Origin of the sequence: Mesorhizobium sp. Mes31 (assembly GCF_024519675.1) — a bacterium.
In the GTDB taxonomy this organism is placed as follows: Bacteria; Pseudomonadota; Alphaproteobacteria; order Rhizobiales; family Rhizobiaceae; genus Mesorhizobium.
Map to the genome: position 1 here is coordinate 105,694 of NZ_JALJRL010000018.1, position 17,947 is coordinate 123,640.

17 protein-coding genes are annotated in these 17,947 nt (G+C 63.9%); 11 read left to right on the forward strand and 6 right to left on the reverse strand.

The window, feature by feature from the left end; all coding sequences use genetic code 11:
* Nucleotides 1–24: 24 nt before the first annotated feature.
* Nucleotides 25–765: an ATP-binding cassette domain-containing protein gene (locus tag NR193_RS25905; protein ID WP_256753586.1), complete on the reverse strand. Its 741-nt coding sequence runs from the start codon at nt 763–765 to the stop codon at nt 25–27.
* Nucleotides 766–1,234: 469 nt separating this feature from the next.
* Between NR193_RS25905 and NR193_RS25910 the strand changes: the two genes are divergently transcribed.
* Together NR193_RS25910 and NR193_RS25915 are read left to right on the forward strand one after the other, a co-directional pair.
* Nucleotides 1,235–2,224: a sugar-binding protein gene (locus tag NR193_RS25910; RefSeq protein WP_256753587.1), complete on the forward strand. Its 990-nt coding sequence runs from the start codon at nt 1,235–1,237 to the stop codon at nt 2,222–2,224.
* Nucleotides 2,225–2,406: 182 nt separating this feature from the next.
* Complete coding sequence (locus tag NR193_RS25915) at nt 2,407–3,189, forward strand: FadR/GntR family transcriptional regulator (protein ID WP_256753588.1); 783 nt, start codon at nt 2,407–2,409, stop codon at nt 3,187–3,189.
* A 24-nt stretch (nt 3,190–3,213) separates the two neighbouring features.
* Here NR193_RS25915 and NR193_RS25920 read toward each other — a convergent pair whose 3' ends face one another.
* Entirely contained in the window at nt 3,214–4,152 is a 939-nt protein-coding gene (locus NR193_RS25920; RefSeq protein WP_256753589.1) for an NAD(P)-dependent oxidoreductase, read from the reverse strand.
* Nucleotides 4,153–4,307: 155 nt separating this feature from the next.
* Between NR193_RS25920 and NR193_RS25925 the strand changes: the two genes are divergently transcribed.
* On the forward strand, nt 4,308–5,204 hold the full coding sequence (locus NR193_RS25925) for an NAD(P)-dependent oxidoreductase (protein WP_256753590.1): 897 nt from the start codon (nt 4,308–4,310) through the stop codon (nt 5,202–5,204).
* 103 nt (nt 5,205–5,307) lie between these two features.
* Nucleotides 5,308–6,087 carry a FadR/GntR family transcriptional regulator gene (locus NR193_RS25930; RefSeq protein WP_256753604.1) on the forward strand — a complete coding sequence of 260 codons (780 nt, stop codon included), beginning with the start codon at nt 5,308–5,310 and terminating at the stop codon, nt 6,085–6,087.
* A gap of 188 nt (nt 6,088–6,275) precedes the next feature.
* Here the strand turns inward: NR193_RS25930 and NR193_RS25935 are convergent, their stop codons facing one another.
* Nucleotides 6,276–6,563 (reverse strand): DUF3175 domain-containing protein, encoded by a 288-nt coding sequence (locus NR193_RS25935; RefSeq protein WP_256753591.1) that lies wholly within the window; start codon nt 6,561–6,563, stop codon nt 6,276–6,278.
* Between the two features lie 172 nt (nt 6,564–6,735).
* On the opposite strand from NR193_RS25935, the gene NR193_RS25940 reads away from it, so the two are divergent.
* The 7 genes from NR193_RS25940 (at nt 6,736) to NR193_RS25970 (ending at nt 14,739) form a co-directional block, all read left to right on the forward strand.
* A complete protein-coding gene (locus NR193_RS25940; RefSeq protein ID WP_256753592.1) occupies nt 6,736–7,965 on the forward strand; it encodes an MFS transporter in 1,230 nt (409 codons plus the stop codon).
* 180 nt (nt 7,966–8,145) lie between these two features.
* Nucleotides 8,146–9,174 (forward strand): LacI family DNA-binding transcriptional regulator, encoded by a 1,029-nt coding sequence (locus NR193_RS25945; RefSeq protein ID WP_256753593.1) that lies wholly within the window; start codon nt 8,146–8,148, stop codon nt 9,172–9,174.
* A gap of 301 nt (nt 9,175–9,475) precedes the next feature.
* Nucleotides 9,476–10,603: a sugar ABC transporter substrate-binding protein gene (locus tag NR193_RS25950; RefSeq protein ID WP_256753594.1), complete on the forward strand. Its 1,128-nt coding sequence runs from the start codon at nt 9,476–9,478 to the stop codon at nt 10,601–10,603.
* A gap of 77 nt (nt 10,604–10,680) precedes the next feature.
* Nucleotides 10,681–12,228 (forward strand): sugar ABC transporter ATP-binding protein, encoded by a 1,548-nt coding sequence (locus tag NR193_RS25955; protein ID WP_256753595.1) that lies wholly within the window; start codon nt 10,681–10,683, stop codon nt 12,226–12,228.
* Complete coding sequence (locus tag NR193_RS25960) at nt 12,225–13,205, forward strand: ABC transporter permease (RefSeq protein ID WP_256753596.1); 981 nt, start codon at nt 12,225–12,227, stop codon at nt 13,203–13,205. Before NR193_RS25955 ends, NR193_RS25960 begins: the two co-directional genes overlap by 4 nt.
* Nucleotides 13,202–14,188, forward strand: a complete 987-nt coding sequence (locus NR193_RS25965; protein WP_256753597.1) for an ABC transporter permease — start codon at nt 13,202–13,204, stop codon at nt 14,186–14,188. Before NR193_RS25960 ends, NR193_RS25965 begins: the two co-directional genes overlap by 4 nt.
* A 2-nt stretch (nt 14,189–14,190) precedes the next feature.
* Nucleotides 14,191–14,739: a gluconokinase gene (locus NR193_RS25970; RefSeq protein ID WP_256753598.1), complete on the forward strand. Its 549-nt coding sequence runs from the start codon at nt 14,191–14,193 to the stop codon at nt 14,737–14,739.
* On the opposite strand, the gene NR193_RS25975 is transcribed toward NR193_RS25970, so the two are convergent.
* From NR193_RS25975 to NR193_RS25985, 3 genes are all read right to left on the reverse strand, one after another.
* The gene (locus NR193_RS25975) at nt 14,734–15,882 is read right to left on the reverse strand and encodes a hypothetical protein (RefSeq protein ID WP_256753599.1); all 1,149 of its coding nucleotides are present in this window, start codon (nt 15,880–15,882) and stop codon (nt 14,734–14,736) included. The two genes, NR193_RS25970 and NR193_RS25975, sit on opposite strands and share 6 nt — an antisense overlap.
* A gap of 83 nt (nt 15,883–15,965) precedes the next feature.
* Nucleotides 15,966–16,415 (reverse strand): Rrf2 family transcriptional regulator, encoded by a 450-nt coding sequence (locus tag NR193_RS25980; RefSeq protein ID WP_013530871.1) that lies wholly within the window; start codon nt 16,413–16,415, stop codon nt 15,966–15,968.
* A 254-nt stretch (nt 16,416–16,669) separates the two neighbouring features.
* The gene (locus NR193_RS25985; RefSeq protein WP_256753600.1) at nt 16,670–17,656 is read right to left on the reverse strand and encodes a sulfate ABC transporter substrate-binding protein; all 987 of its coding nucleotides are present in this window, start codon (nt 17,654–17,656) and stop codon (nt 16,670–16,672) included.
* Between the last annotated feature and the right edge of the window lie 291 nt (nt 17,657–17,947).

The window sequence follows — 17,947 nt, forward strand, 5'->3', positions numbered from 1 at the left end:
TGTGCGTGGTGAAAACGCCTGAAATCAAACCTGTTCGATGGCGCCGGTGATCAGCCCGGTGACTTCCTCGGGCGAGCTCGACGCGATCGTCTTGTCGGCGACCTTGCGGCCGCGCCGCATGACGATGACGCGGTCGGCGACGGTGAAGACGTCGGGCATGCGGTGGCTGATCAGCACGACTGATATGCCCTGGTCGCGCAGATGGCGGATCAGGTTCAGCACTTCCGCCACCTGCCGCACCGAGATCGCCGCCGTCGGCTCGTCCATCAGCACGATCTTGGCTTGCGACAGCATGGTGCGGGCGATCGCCACCGCCTGGCGCTGACCACCGGACATCTGCTTGACGAGGTCGCGTGGGCGGGTTTCGGACTTCAATTCGGCGAAGATCTGGCCGGCGCGCTTGTACATCGCGGCATAGTCGAGAATGCGGAACGGGCCAACACCCTTGCGCAGTTCGCGGCCGAGGTAGACATTCGCCGCCGCGGTCAGGTTGTTGCACAGAGCGAGGTCCTGGTGGACGATCTCGATGCCGTGCTGCCGCGCCTCGACGGGCTTGTGCAGGATCAGTTCCTTGCCGTCCATCTGCATGGCGCCATGGCTGGGGCGGAAATTGCCGGCGATCATCTTGACCAGCGTCGACTTGCCGGCGCCATTGTCGCCCATCAGGCCGACCACCTGGCCGGGCTCGATCGACAGCGACACGTCGTTGACCGCCTGGATGGCGCCGAAATGCTTCGATATATTGGTGAGTTCGAGAACCGCCACCAGCCTGCTGCCTCCCCGTGCCTTGCGACCCGCTGCTGTTCCCGGCGTGGATGCCGGCGCTGCTTTGGCCTTCGCTTTCCCCAGCTCCTCCCGGAAACAGCGTTAGCGTTCTTTTACGCAAAAGCCGGCGCGCGTCAATCAATTGTCGGACGAATCGAGGTCGGACTATTTCAAAAATCCGTTTTGTAGGACAAATAGCATTGACGTTGGCGTCGAGCCGATATTAGCTAAGCATCGGAGGAGATTATGCCGATCCCTTCGGGCGGTTCGCCCGGCGGAATCGGCGCAGATTTATCGGTCGAGGTTCCGGCGGCACTCTGTGTTTGAGCCGGTCCAAAGCCGCATCTGGAAATGCTTATCGATCTGTCTTGGCGACACGAGTGCTCGCGAAACGAACCTCTGTCATCACGCGTCCGGTCGATTTGTGTGGCGGGCACGCCGTGTCCGTCTGTTTCAAGGGAGGACTGACATGAGGAAATCACTTTTGCTCGCCGCTGCCGCCATGATGGCGCTTGGCGCCGGGCCGGCATTAGCCAAGAAACAGCTCGTCATCGTGGTGAAGGGTCTCGACAATCCGTTCTTCGAAGCCATCCACCAGGGCTGCGAGAAGTGGAACAAGGAAAACGCCAGCTCGGAATATGAGTGCTTCTACACCGGTCCGGCGTCGACTTCCGACGAAGCCGGCGAGGCGCAGATCGTCCAGGATATGCTGAGCAAGGCCGACACCGTGGCGATGGCGATTTCGCCGTCCAACGCACCGCTGATCGCGCAGACGATCAAGACCGCCAATCCGACGATCCCGATCATGACCGTCGATGCCGACCTCAGCAAGGAAGATGCCGCGCTGCGCAAGACCTATCTCGGCACCGACAATTACCTGATGGGCAAGAAGATCGGCGAATACATCAAGAAGGCAAAGCCGAATGGCGGCACGATCTGCACCATCGAGGGCAACCCGGCGGCCGACAACATCCTGCGCCGCGCGCAAGGCATGCGTGACGCCCTGACCGGCAAGGAAGGCCTCGCGGCACTTGCCGGTGAAGGTGGCTGGACCGAAGTCGCCGGCTGCCCGGTGTTCACCAATGACGACGGCGCCAAGGGCGTGCAGGCGATGACCGACATCCTCGCAGCCAATCCCAAGCTCGATGCGTTCGGCATCATGGGCGGTTGGCCGCTGTTTGGCGCGCCGCAGCCCTATCGTGATCTGGTCGGACCGCTGAAGGACAAGCTGGCCAGCAACGACTTCGTCATCGGCGCCGCCGACACGATCGGCGACGAAGTGGCGATCGCCAAGGACGGCCTTGTGACCGCGCTGGTCGGCCAGCGGCCGTTCGAAATGGGCTACAAGGCACCGTCGGTGATGATTGATCTCATCGAAGGCAAGGCCGTCGCCGATCCGGTGTTCACCGGTCTCGACGAATGCACCAAGGACACGGTCGACACCTGCATCCAGAAGTAGGTTCTCGATTTCGGGGCGCCCGGCAACGGGCGCTCCGTCAACTCTCGAACGGGACGCCATGGTTGGGGCAACAGGCTCCGGCTTTGGCGCGCCCACGATTTGGATTTTTCGGCAACGAGATCGGCGCGCCGCGCAGGTTCGGATCATTCCGGACGACAGACGGCCGACGTATTGGAACGTGGATGCCGGACGAAAAGTCAAAGAAGCGGGCCAGCCGGAGCAAGGCGCAAACCAGGCGCCATCCGGCCGCCGTGCGCAGTGCCGGTGCGGCGCATGTGCCTGGAGCGAGCGTCCATGCCTCGCTGGCCAGCGAGATTGGCCTGAGGATCGTGCGTGGCGACTACCCGCCCGGCACGATCCTGCCCAACGAGGCCAAATGGGCGCAGACCTTCAATGTCAGCCGGTCAGCGGTGCGTGAAGCCATCAAGATGCTGATGGCCAAGAGCCTTTTGGCGTCACGCCCCAAGATCGGCAGCTGGGTCGAACCGAAAGAGCGCTGGAACCTGCTCGATCGCGATGTGCTGGCCTGGTACGCGACCGCGCCCGACCGTGAGGCTTTCCTGCGCACCGTGCAGGAGTTCCGCCACATCATCGAACCGGAAGCATCGGCCTTCGCCGCCATGCGGCACAGCGACGAGCAGATGGCCGAGATCAGCCTGGCCTGCCGCGAGATGGGCGAGGCCTTGAGCCTGCCGGAGCGTATCCGCGCCGACACGCGCTTCCATCTCGCCATCCTGCGCGCCTCCGGCAACGACCTTCTGGTGCCGCTCGGTGTGCTGATCGAGTCGGCGCTCGATCATCTCTTCGCGTTCACGACGCAACAGGTCGGCGATCAGCGCCAGGCACAGAAGCTGCATGAGGCGATCGAGAAGAACATCCGCCTGCGGCGTCCAGCAGCCGCGCGCAGTGCCGTGCACAAGCTGCTGGCCAACACCGACGACGGCATCGGGCGGTCGAGGCGGTGATTGGCGCCCGCGCTCGGCGATCCCTCAAATCGTCTGTTTCTTGCCATCCTTGGTCGGCATCAGGTCGACGCCGTTGACCTTGGCGATGTGCGTGGCCAGCATCGGCACGAACTGCTCGGCCGGACCGGTGGCATGGGCGCCGGCGAAGGAATTCTTGGTGGCATTGCCGAGCGGGTTGGCGATGCCGGCAGCGCCCGCCATCGATTCGAGATAGGTCAGGTCCTTGAAGGCGTTGGCGATGGAGAATTTGTGGGCGTCGCGGTCGCCCTCCAGCGTCCAGCGCATGAAGGTCTGGTAGAAGCCGCAATCCATGCGGCCGTTGCGGATGACACTGTCGAAGCGCGGCGGCGAGATGCCGACCTTCTGCGCCAGCGCCAACGCCTCGGAATAGATCGCGGCGTAGCCCAGCGAAATGAAGTTGTTGAGCAGCTTCATGCGGTGGCCGTCGCCGGTGTCGCCGATATGGACGATACGTCCAGCCCAGGTTTCGAGCACCGGCTTCAGCCGCGCAAAGACCGCGTCCGGCGCGCCGACCATGGCATCGAGCGTGCCTTCCCAGGCTTCCTTCGGCGTGCGGCTCAGCGGTGCATCGACATAGTCGATGCCGAGTGCCTTGAGCTCGGCGGCAATCGCCACCGTCGAGACGGGATCGGAGGTCGAGCAGTCGACGACGACCGAGCCTTTCTTCAAGCCCTCCTTGAGGCCGCCGGGACCGCGAATGATGGCCTCGACCTCGCGCGATCCGGTGACGCAGATGAAGACGATGTCGGATGCCGCTGCCACGTCGCGCGAGGTGGCCGCTTCCACGGCGCCCCGGCTAGCCAAGTCCTCCGCGGGCTTGCGGTTCTTGCGGCCGAGAAAGGTCAGGCTGTAGCCCTTGTCGACGATGTTCTTGGCGATCCCGTGTCCCATCAGGCCAAGGCCGATGAAGCCGATCTTTTCGCTCGCGGCGGTCGTGTTCATGTCGTGTCGTCCTGGTTGCAATGATTGATATTCAGCCCTGCCATTTCGCGGGCGAGGGGGTTCAGGCGGGTTTTTGCCGCAGGCGGTGGCAGGTGATTGCGGAATGCCTTATTGTCTGACAATACACATAAATCTCAGAGGATGTGGAGAGCAAAATGGCGAAACGGATCATGTTCACCGGCGGCAGCGGCAAGGCGGGGCGACATGTCGTGCAATATCTGGTCGAGCAGGGCTGCCAGGTGCTCAACATCGACACCAAGCCGCTCGACAATCCCAAGGTGCGCACGCTGATCACCGACATCACCGACAGCGGGCAGGTGTTCAACGCGCTGTCGAGCTATATGGGCCTGCATGAGTTCGACCCGTCGCTGCGCGCCCAGCCGGTCGATGCCGTGGTGCATTTCGCCGCCATCCCGCGCATCATGATCACACCCGACAATGAAGTGTTCCGCATCAATGCGCTCGGCACCTACAATGTCATCGAGGCGGCGGTGAAGCTCGGCATCCGCAAGGTCATCATCGCCTCCAGCGAGACGACCTATGGACTGGTGTTCGCCAACGAGCCGCGCGACCCCAAATATTTCCCGCTCGACGAAGAATATGACGTCGACCCGATGGACAGCTACGCGCTGTCCAAGATCGTCAACGAGAAGACGGCCCGTGCCTTCGCGCAGCGCAATGGCACCGACATCTATGCCTTGCGTATCGGCAACGTCATCGAACCGCATGAATATTCGCTGTTTCCGAAATGGTTCGCCGATCCGGGTTTCCGCAAGCGGATCGCGTGGAGCTATGTCGATGCGCGTGACCTTGGCCAGATCACGCTGCGCGCCATTGAGAAGGACGGGCTCGGCTTCCAGGTATTCAATGCCGCCAATGACGACACCTCTTCGGACCTGCCGACGGCCGAACTCTTGCAGCGGTTCTATCCTGGCGTCCCGGTCAAGGGCGAACTTGGCGAATACGAGACGCTGCTGTCGAACCGCAAGGCGCGCGACATGCTCGGCTTCCGCCCGGAGCATAGCTGGCGCAAATACGTCAAGACCGCCTGAGCGCGGCAGCAAATCGGGGTTGAATTGTGCACAGCGGCCGGCTTTGCGGCCCAATCCGCTTGCCGCGCTTGACAGCCTGCTCAAACCGGACTTTCTGGTGCCCATGCGGGACGCGAAGCCGAACAAGGAAAAATCGCCGTCTAAGGCGGCAGCCGCCGCCGAGCGCAAGACCGGCGTTCGCCGGCCCGACGCGGCGCGTATTCCGGGCGCCAGCGTGCACACGTCGCTGGCCAGCGAGATTGGCCTGAGGATCGTGCGCGGCGACTATCCGCCCGGCACCATCCTGCCCAATGAAGCCAAATGGTCGGAGACCTTCAGCGTCAGCCGCTCGGCGGTGCGCGAGGCGATCAAGATGCTGATGGCCAAGAGCCTTTTGGCCTCGCGCCCCAAGATCGGCAGCTGGGTCGAGCCGAAGGAACGCTGGAATCTCCTCGACCGCGATGTGCTCGCCTGGTACGCGACCTCGCCGGACCGCGAAGTGTTCCTGAAGACCGTGCAGGAGTTTCGCCACATCATCGAGCCGGAAGCGACCGCGTTTGCCGCCATGCGGCGGACCGACGAGCAGATGGCCGAGATCAGCCAGGCCTGCCGCGAGATGGGCGAGGCAGCAAGCCTGCAGGAGCGCACCCGCGCCGACACCCGGTTCCATCTGGCGATCCTGCGCGCCTCAGGTAACGATCTTCTGGTGCCGCTCGGCGTGCTGATCGAATCCGCCTTCGATCATCTGTTCGCGTTCACCACCCGGGCCGTGGACGATCTCAATCATGCGCAGAAGCTGCATGAGGCGATCGAAAGGAACATCCGGCTGCAGCGCCCGGACGCGGCGCGCAACGCGGTGCGCAAGCTGCTCGCCAACACCGACGGCGTCATCCGCTCCAGGTAATTCGATTGCCAGTCCCAGTAGTGGTGCAGGTCGTCGACGAAGGCTTCGCCATAGCCGGCGCGTGGATTCCCTTGTCGAATGGCGTGTGACGGACGGGATTGATGCCCATCCTGACTGTCATGCCCGCCAGACCCTGGCAGCCTCGGGACGACGCCCAGCCTGCAGGGGGTAAAGGGTGGCGATGGCGACTAACCTTCCTTGTCACGCCCAAAGGCGGTGCGCAGTTCGTCCTTGGCGTCCTCGAGCACCTGCTTGCGCCTGGCGGGCAGGTTCTTGCCGGCGCGGTTGATGTAGAAATTCAGCATCGACATCGCCGACTGGAAGGGTTCGGCCTTGCGCCGGTGGCTGTGTTCGGCGGATCGCTTGAGAGAGGCGGCGATCTTCCTGGCGTCGTCGGATTCAAAGATGTGATCCTCGAGATCCATCGCGTCGCTATGTTCGGTCACCTCGGCCGACCATTTCTTCTTCGCGGTCATGGCAGGACTCCCTTGCAGGGTGGCTTGCCGGAAAACTCCGCACATTGGCGTCGGTTCCGCGTGGGAAGTCTGGAGCCACGGATTTGCCCGCTGTGGCGCTGCTGCGCGCGGCGAATGCGCCGATAGTGGTGCAAACGGCAGCCGGTTTTCGAGACCGCCGACAGGAAACGCCTTGACCCGAACCGATACCAGCCGGCCGAGCCCCGGCATCGACAGCACCTATGCCTGGATGCGGCTTGCCATCTCGATGCTGCTGGCGACGATCGGCGCCGTCGGCATGTGGGCGGTGGTCGTGGTGCTGCCGGCCGTGCAGGCCGAGTTCGGCGTTGATCGCGCCGCGGCCTCTATGCCCTATACCGCCACCATGGTCGGCTTTGCCGCCGGCAACGTGCTGATCGGCCGCGCCATCGACCGCATGGGCTACTGGATCCCGGCGCTGCTCTCCTCGATCGCGCTCGCCGCCGGGCTTTTGCTCGCGGCGCTGTCGACCTCGATCCTGCAGTTCACCCTGGCCCAGGGCGTACTGATCGGTGTCGGCACCTCGGTGATCTTCGGGCCGCTGATCGCCGATATCTCGCACTGGTTCAACCGCCGGCGCGGTGTCGCGGTGACCGCGGCGGCGGCCGGCAATTACCTTGCCGGAGCGATCTGGCCGACCATCATGCCGGCGCTGATGAAGGCGGAAGGCTGGCGCATCACCTATGCAGCCATCGGTGTTTTCTGCCTGGTGACCATGGTGCCGCTGGTGCTGATGCTGCGGCGTGGCGCTCCGGAGGCGGCCGCCGCCGGCTCGCCGGGAAGCCGGCCGGTGCAGCCGATCTCGCTGTCGCCGGCTGCCTTGCAGGTGCTGCTGGTCGTCGCCGGCCTCGGCTGCTGCGTGGCGATGTCGATGCCGCAGGTGCATATCGTCGCCTATTGCATGGATCTCGGCTACGGCGTGGCGCACGGTGCCGACATGCTGTCGATCATGATGGCAGGCGGCGTCGCCAGTCGGCTGGCGTCCGGCTTCATTGCCGACCGCATTGGCGGCGTGAAGACACTGCTGATCGGTTCGGTGCTGCAGTGCCTGTCATTGCTGTTCTACATTCCCTTCGACGGGCTCGCCTCACTCTATGTCGTGTCGCTGGTGTTCGGCCTGTCGCAAGGCGGCATCGTACCTTGTTACGCGATCATCGTGCGTGACTACATGCCGGCCAAAGAGGCAGGCCAGCGTATCGGTATCGTCATGATGGCCACCATCTTCGGCATGGCGATCGGCGGCTGGATGTCGGGCTGGATCTACGACCTGACCGGCTCCTATGCCGCGGCCTTCCTCAATGGTATCGCCTGGAATGTGCTGAACCTGCTGGCGATCGGGCTGTTGGTATGGAAGGCAAGGCGCACGGCCGCCGTGATGGCCTGAAAGCGTGTCTCCGCCATATCGCCAGGGAGCCGCGCGGCTTGACAACCACCCAAGGCTGCGCGACCCCAGAAACCGGGTGGGTGCGGCATCAGGCCGGTTTGGCATGGCGACAGTGGCAAAGACGCTGAACTTGGTTTCGCGAGCGCGTGGCGGCATGCGTCTGCCGCGTGGAGCGCCCCCTTGATCAAGCCGCGCTCACGCCGCGGCGGCGGCCGCCCAACGATTGCCGATGTCGCGCGCAAGGCCGGCGTCGGTGCCATAACCGTGTCGCGCGCCTTGCGCGAACCGGAGCGCGTCTCGGAAGAACTGCGCCGCCAGATCCAGGCCGCCGTCGACGAACTCGGCTATGTGCCGGACCCGAATGCGCGGGCGCTGGCCTCGGCGCGCGCCGAGGTGTTCGGCGTGCTGGTGCCGTCGCTCACCAACAACGTCTTTGCCGAGGTGGTGCGCGGCATCTATGACAGCCTGTCGGACAGCCCGTTCCGCATCCAGCTCGGCAACACCCATTATTCCGGCCTCGAGGAAGAGCGGCTGCTGCAGGTGTTCGCGCCGCAACGGCCGGCAGCGCTGATCGTGGCCGGCATCGACCAGACGCCAACCTCAAGGAAATTGCTGGAGAATGCCGGCTGCCCTGTGGTTCAGGTCATGGAGACCGGACCCGATCCGGTCGACATGATGGTTGGCTTCTCGCATTTCGATGGCGGCAGGACGGCCACCGAACACTTGCTCGAAGTTGGTTACCGCCGGATCGGCTTCATCGGCGCGCGCATGGACCCGCGCTCGCAGCGGCGCCTGGCAGGGTATCGCGCGGCGATGGAGGCCGCCGGCCTGTTCGATCCACGCCTTGTTACCACCACGCCGGTGCCATCCAGCGTGTCGCTCGGGCGTGAAATGTTCCGCGACGCGCTGGCCAAGGTGCCGACGCTCGACGCGGTGTTCTGCAACAATGACGACATCGCGCTCGGCGTGCTGTTCGAATGCCATCGCGCCTCGATCGCCGTGCCGAAGACGATTGGCATCGTCGGCTTCAACGACCTCGACATGATGCAGGTGGCGTTTCCCTCGATCACCAGCGTCCGCACCCACCGCTATGAGATCGGCCGGCGCGCTGTCGCCATGGCACTGGCGGCGATCGCCGGCAACAGGCCGGAACAACGGGTCGTCGACCTTGGCTTCGAGCTCAAGCGCCGCGAGAGCTCCGCTCGTTGAAACACACAGAAGCGACTGTGCGAATGCCGGTTTACAGGCTGATTTGGTAGCGCTACCATTCGGGTTGAACAGGTGTGAAAAGTGGAGGGTAGCGCCTGTTTATTATACATAAGTGACAAGTAATTCTTGTTTATTATGGATAATATGATAGTTTTCGCCGTGCTGGCGACGACGAGGGGAGGGACCGGGTCGGCCATCACCGGCGACCAAAACGTGCTTGGCAAGGCAGGAGGTGCCGGCCCATCGCGCGAGACTTCGCAAAGCGAAACAACAATCAGAACTGCAACTGGGAGGAATATCGATGATCAAGTCACTTGTTGGTGGCATCGTTGCCGCCACTGCATTCGTCATGTTGAGCTCGTCGGCGATCGCCGCGGGCCCGGAAGTCGTCAAGGGCCCGGCTGCCGAGCCGGATTGCTTCGCACCGTGGGCAGCCGACACCCAGTTCTTCAAGTTTCCCAAGAAGGACGGCCCGTATCGCATCGCGCTTGCCAACGGCTATATCGCCAACACCTGGCGTATCCAGATGGTGCAGACCGCCAAGGCCTATGCGGCACAGAAGGACGTTGCCGCGAAGCTGAAGGAATTCAAGGTCGTATCGACCGGCGAAGATGTGCCGGCGCAGATCTCCGCAATCAACAACTTCATCGATTCCGGTTTTGACGCGATCGTCGTCAACGCACAGAACCCGACCGCGTTCGGGCCGGTCATCAAGCGCGCCAAGGAAGCCGGCGTCGTGCTGGTCGCCTTCGACAACATCCTCGACACCAAGGACGCCATCAACGTCAACGTCGACCAGAAGGGCCTTGGCGAATTGTGGGGCAAGTGGCTGGTCTCGCATGTGCCCAATGGCGGCAAGGTCCTCGAGGTACGCGGCGTTGCCGGCACTTCCGTCGATACGGATCGTCATGCCGGCATCCACGAGGTCTTCGACGCGTCCGGCAAGAAGTGGGACGTCACCGAGGTCGTCGGCAAGTGGGACGATGGCGTGGCCCAGAAGGCGACGGCCGACGCGATTGCCACCAACGGGCCCTTCGACGGCATCACCGGGCAAGGTGGCGATACCGGCATCGTGCAGGCGATGATCGATGCCAAGCATCCGTTCGTTCCGTTCGGCGGCGAGACCGAAAACGGCTTCCGCAAATTTTGCGCCGCGCATGCCGGCGACGGATTGAAGTGCTCTTCGGCCGGCACCGGCCCCGCCCAGGTGGCGGTTGCCATCAAGACAGCGATTGCCGCGCTCGAGGGCAATGTCGTGCCGCAATCGGTGAAGCTGCCGCTCGCCATTGTCGAGGACCCGAACTTCAAGGAAGGCCAGGATTTCTTCCCCGACCAGTCCGACAACTTCTTCGTCGGCAACTCCTTCCCGACCTGCGGCATCAATTTCACCGCGCAGGAGATCATGGGCCAGACCAAGGAAAACAAATAGTCTGACCAGCCGATGCCGCGGGAGAAAACCCGCGGCATCGGTTGCCTGATGTCAATCGCAAATGCCTGGGAGGGCTGATGGACGGCGCGGTTCCGCTCTTGCGCATGGAAGGCATATCCAAGCGCTATGGAGGCGTGCGGGCGCTGGAGAAGGCCGATCTGTCGGTCTCTGCCGGCAGCATCCATGCCATCCTGGGCGAAAACGGCGCCGGCAAATCGACGCTGATCAAGGTCATGGCCGGTGTCGTGGCGCCCGACGAGGGCCGTATGATGCTGGACGGCCGCGAGGTGACATTCGCTTCACCCGGTGCGGCCAACAAGGCCGGCATCGTCTGCATCTTCCAGGAGCTGTCGCTGGTCCCCGAACTCAGCGTCGCTGACAACATCGTCATTTCCGATCCGCCGAAACGCTTCGGCATGATCGACCGCAAGGCGCAGCGCCGCATGGCGGAAGAGGCGCTGGCGCGTGCGGGTGCTGCCGACATCCATCCGTTGGCGCTGGTGAAGGACCTGCCGCTGTCGCGCCGGCAGATGGTCGAGATCGCCAAGGCGCTGGCACGCAAGCCACGCATCCTCATTCTCGACGAGGCGACTTCGGCGCTGACGGCGGCGGACGTCTCGAAGATCTTCGCGGTGCTCAAGCGGCTGCGCTCGGAAGGGCTGGCGCTGCTCTACATTTCGCACCGCATGAACGAGATCGCCGAACTGGCCGACCAGTGCACGGTGTTTCGCAACGGCCGTAACGTCGCCAGCTACCCGGCGGGCTCGAAGAGCGACAATGAAGTGGTCGAGCTGATGATCGGCCGCGAATACAGCCATATCTTTCCGCCCAAGCCGGCGGCGGCACCCGTCACCGCCGCGCCGGTTCTCGAAGCCCGCAAGCTCTCCTGGGTCGACCGGCTGCACGACATTTCGCTGACCGTCAGGGCGGGCGAGGTGGTTGGCCTCGGTGGCCTCGACGGCCAGGGCCAGCGCGAGTTGCTGCTGGCCTTCTTCGGCGTGCTGCGCGGCCTGTCGGGCCAGATCCTCATCGACGGCAGGCCGGTCGCCATCGCCAGCCCCGCGGCCGCGCGGGAAGATAGCATCGGCATGGCGCTCATTCCCGAGGACCGCAAGACCGAAGGCCTGATGCTGCCGATGACGGTGCGCGAAAACCTGTCCTTCGCCGCCCTCGACAGGCTGTCGAAAGCCGGCATCATCGACCGCGCCGCCGAGCAGCGGCTGATCGACGACATGGTCGGCCTGCTTGCGATCAAGACTGCGGGCCTCGACATTCCGGTCGGTGCGCTGTCGGGCGGCAACCAGCAGAAGGTGGTGATCGCCAAATGGCTGATGCGGCAGCCGCGCATCATCCTGCTCAACGATCCAACGCGCGGCATCGACGTGGGCACCAAACAGGAGCTCTATCTGCTGATGCGCAAGCTCGCCGATGCCGGTGCCGCGATCCTGTTCTATTCGACCGACTACGACGAGCTGATCGGCTGCTGCGACCGTGTGCTGGTGCTCTATGACGGCGCGGTCAAGCGCGAACTGGTCGGCGCCGAGATTACCGAGCGGGCGCTGATATCAAGCGCGCTCAACATCCATGACGAGGAGAGCCCGGTGACCCAGGGAGCGGACGCGTGAAGGATTGGCGCTACTGGCTGGCCGAACAGCGCGGGACGTTGCTGGCGCTCGGCATCTTCATCGCCATGTTCGCCATCTATACCTCGAACCATCCGGCGGGCTTCAACGCCAATGTCGTGCAGACGGCGGCGAACAAGGGCGTGCTGCTTGCCTTCGTCGCCATGGCGCAGACGCTGGTGGTGATCACCGCCGGCATCGACCTGTCCGTCGGCATGATCTTCCTTTTGACCAACTGCCTGGCTTCCTGGCTGGTGGTGGGTACGCCGATGCAGACGACGCTCGGCGTCATCGCCGTGCTGGCGGTCGGCCTGCTCTGCGGCGCCATCAACGGCGCCATCGTCATCTATGGGCGGCTGCAGCCGATCGTCGCCACCATTGCCACCGGAGCCGTCTATTACGGCATCGGCCTGCTGCTGCGGCCATTCCCCGGCGGTTCCGTCAATGAGAACCTGGCCGATGCGCTGACGGGCCGCGTGTTCGACGTGGTGCCGGCGAGCATTGTTGCCCTGCTTGCCATCGTGCTGGTGATCTGGGTGCCATTCAGCCGCTCGGTACTGGGCCGCGCCGCATATGCGGCGGGATCATCGGAAACCGCGGCCTACATGTCCGGCGTGCCGATCCGACGCGGCAAGTTCGCCGCCTACACGCTGGCCGGATTGCTGGCGGCGATCGGCGGGCTGTTCCTGACCTTCTTCACCTATACGGGCGATGCGGCCTATGCCAGCGGCAACGCCTACACGCTGTTCTCGATCGCCGCCGTGGTGCTCGGTGGCGTCTCGCTGTTCGGCGGCAAGGGTAGCGCCATCGGCGCCATCTTCGGCGCGCTCGCCTTCCGTACCATCGGCGACCTGTTGTTCGTGTTCGATTTCGATCCGCTCTGGCAGCCTTTGTTCCAGGGGGTTATTCTTTTGGTCGCGGTCAGCCTCGGCGCCTTCGCCCTGTTCAGGGTCCGCAACCGGCTGGAGTGGTTCCTGTGAGCGAAACGACCATCGGCGGTATTGCCGGACGCATGCCGAAATTCATCCGCCGCGCCGATCCGGCCGTCGTCACCGCCTTCGCCTGCATCGTGCTGCTGCTGTTTCTCGGCAGCCTCTATTCGCGCAGCTTCCTGTCGCCTGAGTATCTGCTGCAGCAGCTCAAGGTGGCGTCGTTCCTCGGTGTCATCGCCACCGGCATGATGCTGGTCATCCTGCTCGGCCAGATCGACCTGTCGGTGCCGTGGTCGGTGGCGGCGGGAGCCATGATGGCCTGCGCGGCCGCCGCCTATGGTCCGGCCGGCGTGGCGCTGGCGATCCCGTTCGGCATCTTCTGCGGCGTCCTGATCGGCATCGTCAACGGCATCGGCGTCGCCTATCTGCGCATCCCCTCGATGATCATCACGCTGGCCACCAATGCCGTCGCGCAAGGGCTTATGGTGGTCTACACCGGCGGCTTCTCGCCGCAGGATTCCGCGACGGGCGCGATGCGCTATCTGGCGACCGGTTTTGCCATTCCGGGCGTGCCCAACGCGGTCATCATCTGGGCGCTGATCGGCGCGGCGATGGTGTTCGTGCTGACCCGCACCAGCTTCGGCCGCACTGTCTACGGCATCGGCAACCGCGAGCGCGCCGCCTATCTCTCGGGCATCGACACGCGGCGTGTGGTGATGATCGCCTTCGCCGTCTCCGGCGGTCTGTCGGCCTTTGGCGGCGTGCTGCTGGCCGGCTATGCCTCCAAGGCGGCGCAATCGATGGGGGACGCCTATCTGTTGCCGTCGATCGCGGCTGTCGTGCTTGGCGGCACCTCGATCCTCGGCGGGCGCGGCTCCTATCTCGGCACCGTCGCCGGCGTTATCCTGATCACGCTGCTGCAGTCCATTCTTTCAGTCATGCAGATGCCGGAGGCGGGGCGGCAGATCATCTATGGCGTCGTCATCGTCGCCATGCTGTTGCTCTACGGCCGCGCGCCAGCAAGCCGCTGACAGTGGACGAAAAGCCAGCACAGGCGCCGACGGGCGCTCCCGGTTCGGTGACTCCGGCCATCGTGGTGATGGGTGTCGCCGGCTGCGGCAAGTCAGCCGTCGGCACCGCGCTGGCGGCCGCGCTGGGCGCCGTGTTCATCGAGGGCGACAAGCTGCATCCACCCGAAAACGTCGCCCGCATGGCAAGCGGCGAGCCGCTCACCGATCAACTGCGCGAAGGCTGGCTCGACGCGATCGGCGAGCGCATCGCGACGCTGGTGGGGCAGGGGCAAGGGGTGGTTGCCGCCTGCTCGGCGCTGAAGCGCAGCTATCGCATGCGCCTGAGCGGCTTCCGGCAGGATATCGTCTTCCTCTATCTGGAGATCGATCCTGCCACCGCGCGGCGGCGTGTCGGCAACCGCAAGGGCCATTTCATGCCGGCGAGCCTTGTCGACAGCCAGTTCGCCATCCTCGAGCCGCCGGCGGTGGATGAGCGGGCCTTGACGCTCGACGCGACGCGCCCGGTCGGCGAACTCGTCGCTGACGCGGTCCGTTGGATACGCCGGTCATGAGCCTTCATCATCAGTGCCGAGGCCGGTGCCGTCCTGGCGCTCGGTCAGCCGCTGGTGGCGGGACCACGACATCATCTGCTCGGGGTAAAGCTTCAGGGCCTCGAGCAGGCGGTCGCGCTTGAGCAGGATGTAACGCGCCTGCAACGCCATGCTCTTGGCACCGTCCCTGGCCATGCCCGCGGCCGGGACAGTCGATGGCGCCGGCACCAGCTCCTGGCTCAGGACGGCCCGGTATTCGCGGAAGGGAACCACTTCGAAAGTCGACATGGCAAACAGCGCCGTCTTGCCCCTTGTGGCGAAATTCGCCGGCGCCGAGGCGAGGTACGTCCAGCCGCTCTCGCCCATGGCGACCTCGGCGAAGGTCGAGCCGGCATGGATGGTGTTGGTCATCATCACCACACCATTCTCCTTCAGGATCTTCTGGATGCGGATCGTGACCTGATAGGCGCCGTCGCGGTCAAAGACGATCCGACTCTTGAGAAACCGGTTCTCGACATTGACCAGCGGTGGGTTCAGGAAGCGCAGGCCGAATGCCGTTTCGGAAACACCGTGCGTGTTGACGCTCACCTGATGCGCTTCGACACCGGCTTCGTGCAGGGCGCGCTTGCCGATCATGGTCTGGGCGGTGAACTGGTCGCACCAGAGGATGGCGCCGTGGCCGCGAAGCAAAGCTGAGCGTAGCCCGTCGAGCCCCTCCAGGCGGATCGTCGGCGACCAGCGGCGAGGGACCAGATGCGCGGCCAACTGCAGGTGGCGGCGCTGGCGTGCCGCCAGCAACGCCTCGAACAGCTTGCGCGGATCGATGCCGTCGCCAAGCACCGCGCGGGTGGCGGCGGCATAGTCCGTAAATTCCTTGAGCATATGGCGCTTCAGGCGAAACCTCGACACCCGGTCGCAGACCGGCGCCCACCAGCGCACCGGTAGCGCCGCCGCCACCGTGATATAGAAGACCGACAGCAGGCTTTCGCGAAGATCCCTGTTCGAGAAACGGCGAAGCCTGCCAGGGTGGACCAGCTTGCGGCTGAAGAAGCGGACATCCTCGGCATGGTCGGGGACGAAGACGTCGGCGATGATTTCAGTACGGAATGTGGCTGCCGATGGCAGCTTGCGGTTGCGGGATTTTGCGAACCACGACAGCCTCATCGGTCCATCCTGTTCTTCGAAACCCGCTGTACCGCGCCGGCATGGGCCGCGCAACCTTGCGACGGCGAACGTCGCGCGGTGGTCTAGATTTGCGACGTCAGCTCGACCGGGAAATCGTCATTGTCGGCATCGCGCATGGCGGCGAGGCTGCGATTGTCGAGCACTTCTGCGATCGCCTGGCGCACCTCCAGCATCATGTGCCGGACCTGGCAGGTCGCCTCGTCGCAGTCCTCGCAGCGCTGATACTGCGTGCGGCTGGCGCATGGGATCGGCGCCAGCGGCCCGTCAAGCACGCGCACGACATGGCCGATCTTGATTTCGGAAGCTGGCCGGGCGAGGCGATAGCCGCCTTCCTTGCCCTTGCGGCTCTGTACGAAGCCTGCGTTGCGCAACTCGCCAAGGATGGCATCCAGGAATTTCTTCGGGATGTTGTTGGCGACCGCAATGTCATTGACGAATGCGAGTTGGCCGGCCGGCAGGCCAGACAGATGCACGAGGGCCTTGAGGCCGTATTTGCCTTTTTTCGTCAGCATGCCCGAGTCAACCCATAAAGCCCCAACCACTCGCCTCTGGCGACTGTTTGTGTGCAAATGATGACGTTTTGATCACACGATGATGTTTCGCCAAAAACAAGCCGTCCAATGGCACGTTAGGCACAAACGCGTTGATTCTTTGTAACGTTTTGCACAGATGACGCCGATATTTCGCCGGAAACCGGGTTTGCGGCAGACGGAACGAAAAGCCGGCAAAGCGCCGGCTTCCTCATTGATCGCGGATGTTGCCGATGTCAGCGGCTGCCGTAGGTCTGGTCGAGCAGGCCGCCGGCGGCGAAATGCTCCTTCTGGATCCTGTCCCAGCCGCCGAAGACGTCTTCCACCGTCAGCAGGCGGACATCGGGAAACTGGGCCTTGTATTTGGCGGCGACGGCTGCGTCACGGACCCGGTTGCCGTTCTGGGCGAGGATGTCCTGGCCTTCAGGCGTGTAGAGGAAGTCGAGATAGGTCTTGGCGAGATCGCGGGTGCCGTGCTCGTCGGCAACCTTGTCGACGATCGCCACCGGGAATTCGGCCAGCAGGCTGACCGAAGGCGTGACCTGCTCGAACTTGTCATCGCCATATTCCTTGCGGATGCCGCGTGTCTCCGACTCGAAAGTGATCAGCACGTCGCCGATCTCGCGCTGCACGAAGGTTGTGGTCGCGGCGCGGCCGCCGGTGTCGAAGACAGGCACATTGTTGAACAGCTTGGTGATGAATTCCTTCACCTTGGCGTCGTCGCCCTTGAAGGCTTCCTTGGCGTAGGCGGTTGCCGCCAGATAGGTGTAGCGCGCATTGCCCGAGGTTTTCGGGTTGGGGAAGATCACCTGCACGTCGTCGCGCACGAGATCGTTCCAGTCCTTGATGTGCTTGGGGTTGCCGGCGCGAACCAGGAAGGACGGCAGCGAATAGAAGGGCGAGGCATTGTCGGGGAAATCCTTCTGCCAGTCGGCGGAGACGAGACCCTTCTTGACCAGGAAGTCGATGTCGATGACCTGGTTGAAGGTGACGACATCCGCGCCAAGACCCTCGGCAATGGCGCGTGCCTGCGCCGAGGTGCCGGCATGCGACTGGTCGACGGTGACGCCCGGATGGCCTGCTATGAAGGCCTTGTTGACCTGAACGAACAGTTCGCGGCCGACATCATAGGAAGCGTTGAGCAGTTTGTCGGCCGACCAGGCTTGGGAGGATGCGAGGAACAGGCCGGCGACGGTGGCAACGCCAAGGAAAAATCGCTTCATGAAAACAGGCTCCGGATGCAATGCGTTTATGGCTCGAAGATAGCCGTGATGCATGGCGCGCGACGAGGCACGCTCCGTGGCTCCGTGGCGGTACCCCGAGAAAAGATATCGCCGGAACAGCCGGTTGTTAGGATTTCCTTCCAAGGAGAGTCGTTCTGGGCACCTTGGCAGCGGCGCTGACGGCGTCCGGCTGCACAATCGTTCCAGAAGCGATGGACCGGCTGAGGGATCAGGCGGCCGGGAAGAGCGTCCATCGGCCGGGTCGGAAGGCGACGCGGCTTTTCTGCGCGG

Excerpts from the sequence above, each read along its gene's own strand:
- NR193_RS25975 (WP_256753599.1), bottom strand. The coding sequence starts at position 15,882 with ATGAGGCTGTCGTGGTTCGCAAAATCCCGCAACCGCAAGCTGCCATCG.
- NR193_RS25925 (WP_256753590.1), top strand. The coding sequence starts at position 4,308 with ATGGCGAAACGGATCATGTTCACCGGCGGCAGCGGCAAGGCGGGGCGA.
- NR193_RS25915 (WP_256753588.1), top strand. The coding sequence starts at position 2,407 with ATGCCGGACGAAAAGTCAAAGAAGCGGGCCAGCCGGAGCAAGGCGCAA.
- NR193_RS25985 (WP_256753600.1), bottom strand. The coding sequence starts at position 17,656 with ATGAAGCGATTTTTCCTTGGCGTTGCCACCGTCGCCGGCCTGTTCCTC.
- NR193_RS25920 (WP_256753589.1), bottom strand. The coding sequence starts at position 4,152 with ATGAACACGACCGCCGCGAGCGAAAAGATCGGCTTCATCGGCCTTGGC.
- NR193_RS25950 (WP_256753594.1), top strand. The coding sequence starts at position 9,476 with ATGATCAAGTCACTTGTTGGTGGCATCGTTGCCGCCACTGCATTCGTC.
- NR193_RS25980 (WP_013530871.1), bottom strand. The coding sequence starts at position 16,415 with ATGCTGACGAAAAAAGGCAAATACGGCCTCAAGGCCCTCGTGCATCTG.
- NR193_RS25930 (WP_256753604.1), top strand. The coding sequence starts at position 5,308 with ATGCGGGACGCGAAGCCGAACAAGGAAAAATCGCCGTCTAAGGCGGCA.
- NR193_RS25955 (WP_256753595.1), top strand. The coding sequence starts at position 10,681 with ATGGACGGCGCGGTTCCGCTCTTGCGCATGGAAGGCATATCCAAGCGC.
- NR193_RS25910 (WP_256753587.1), top strand. The coding sequence starts at position 1,235 with ATGAGGAAATCACTTTTGCTCGCCGCTGCCGCCATGATGGCGCTTGGC.
- NR193_RS25935 (WP_256753591.1), bottom strand. The coding sequence starts at position 6,563 with ATGACCGCGAAGAAGAAATGGTCGGCCGAGGTGACCGAACATAGCGAC.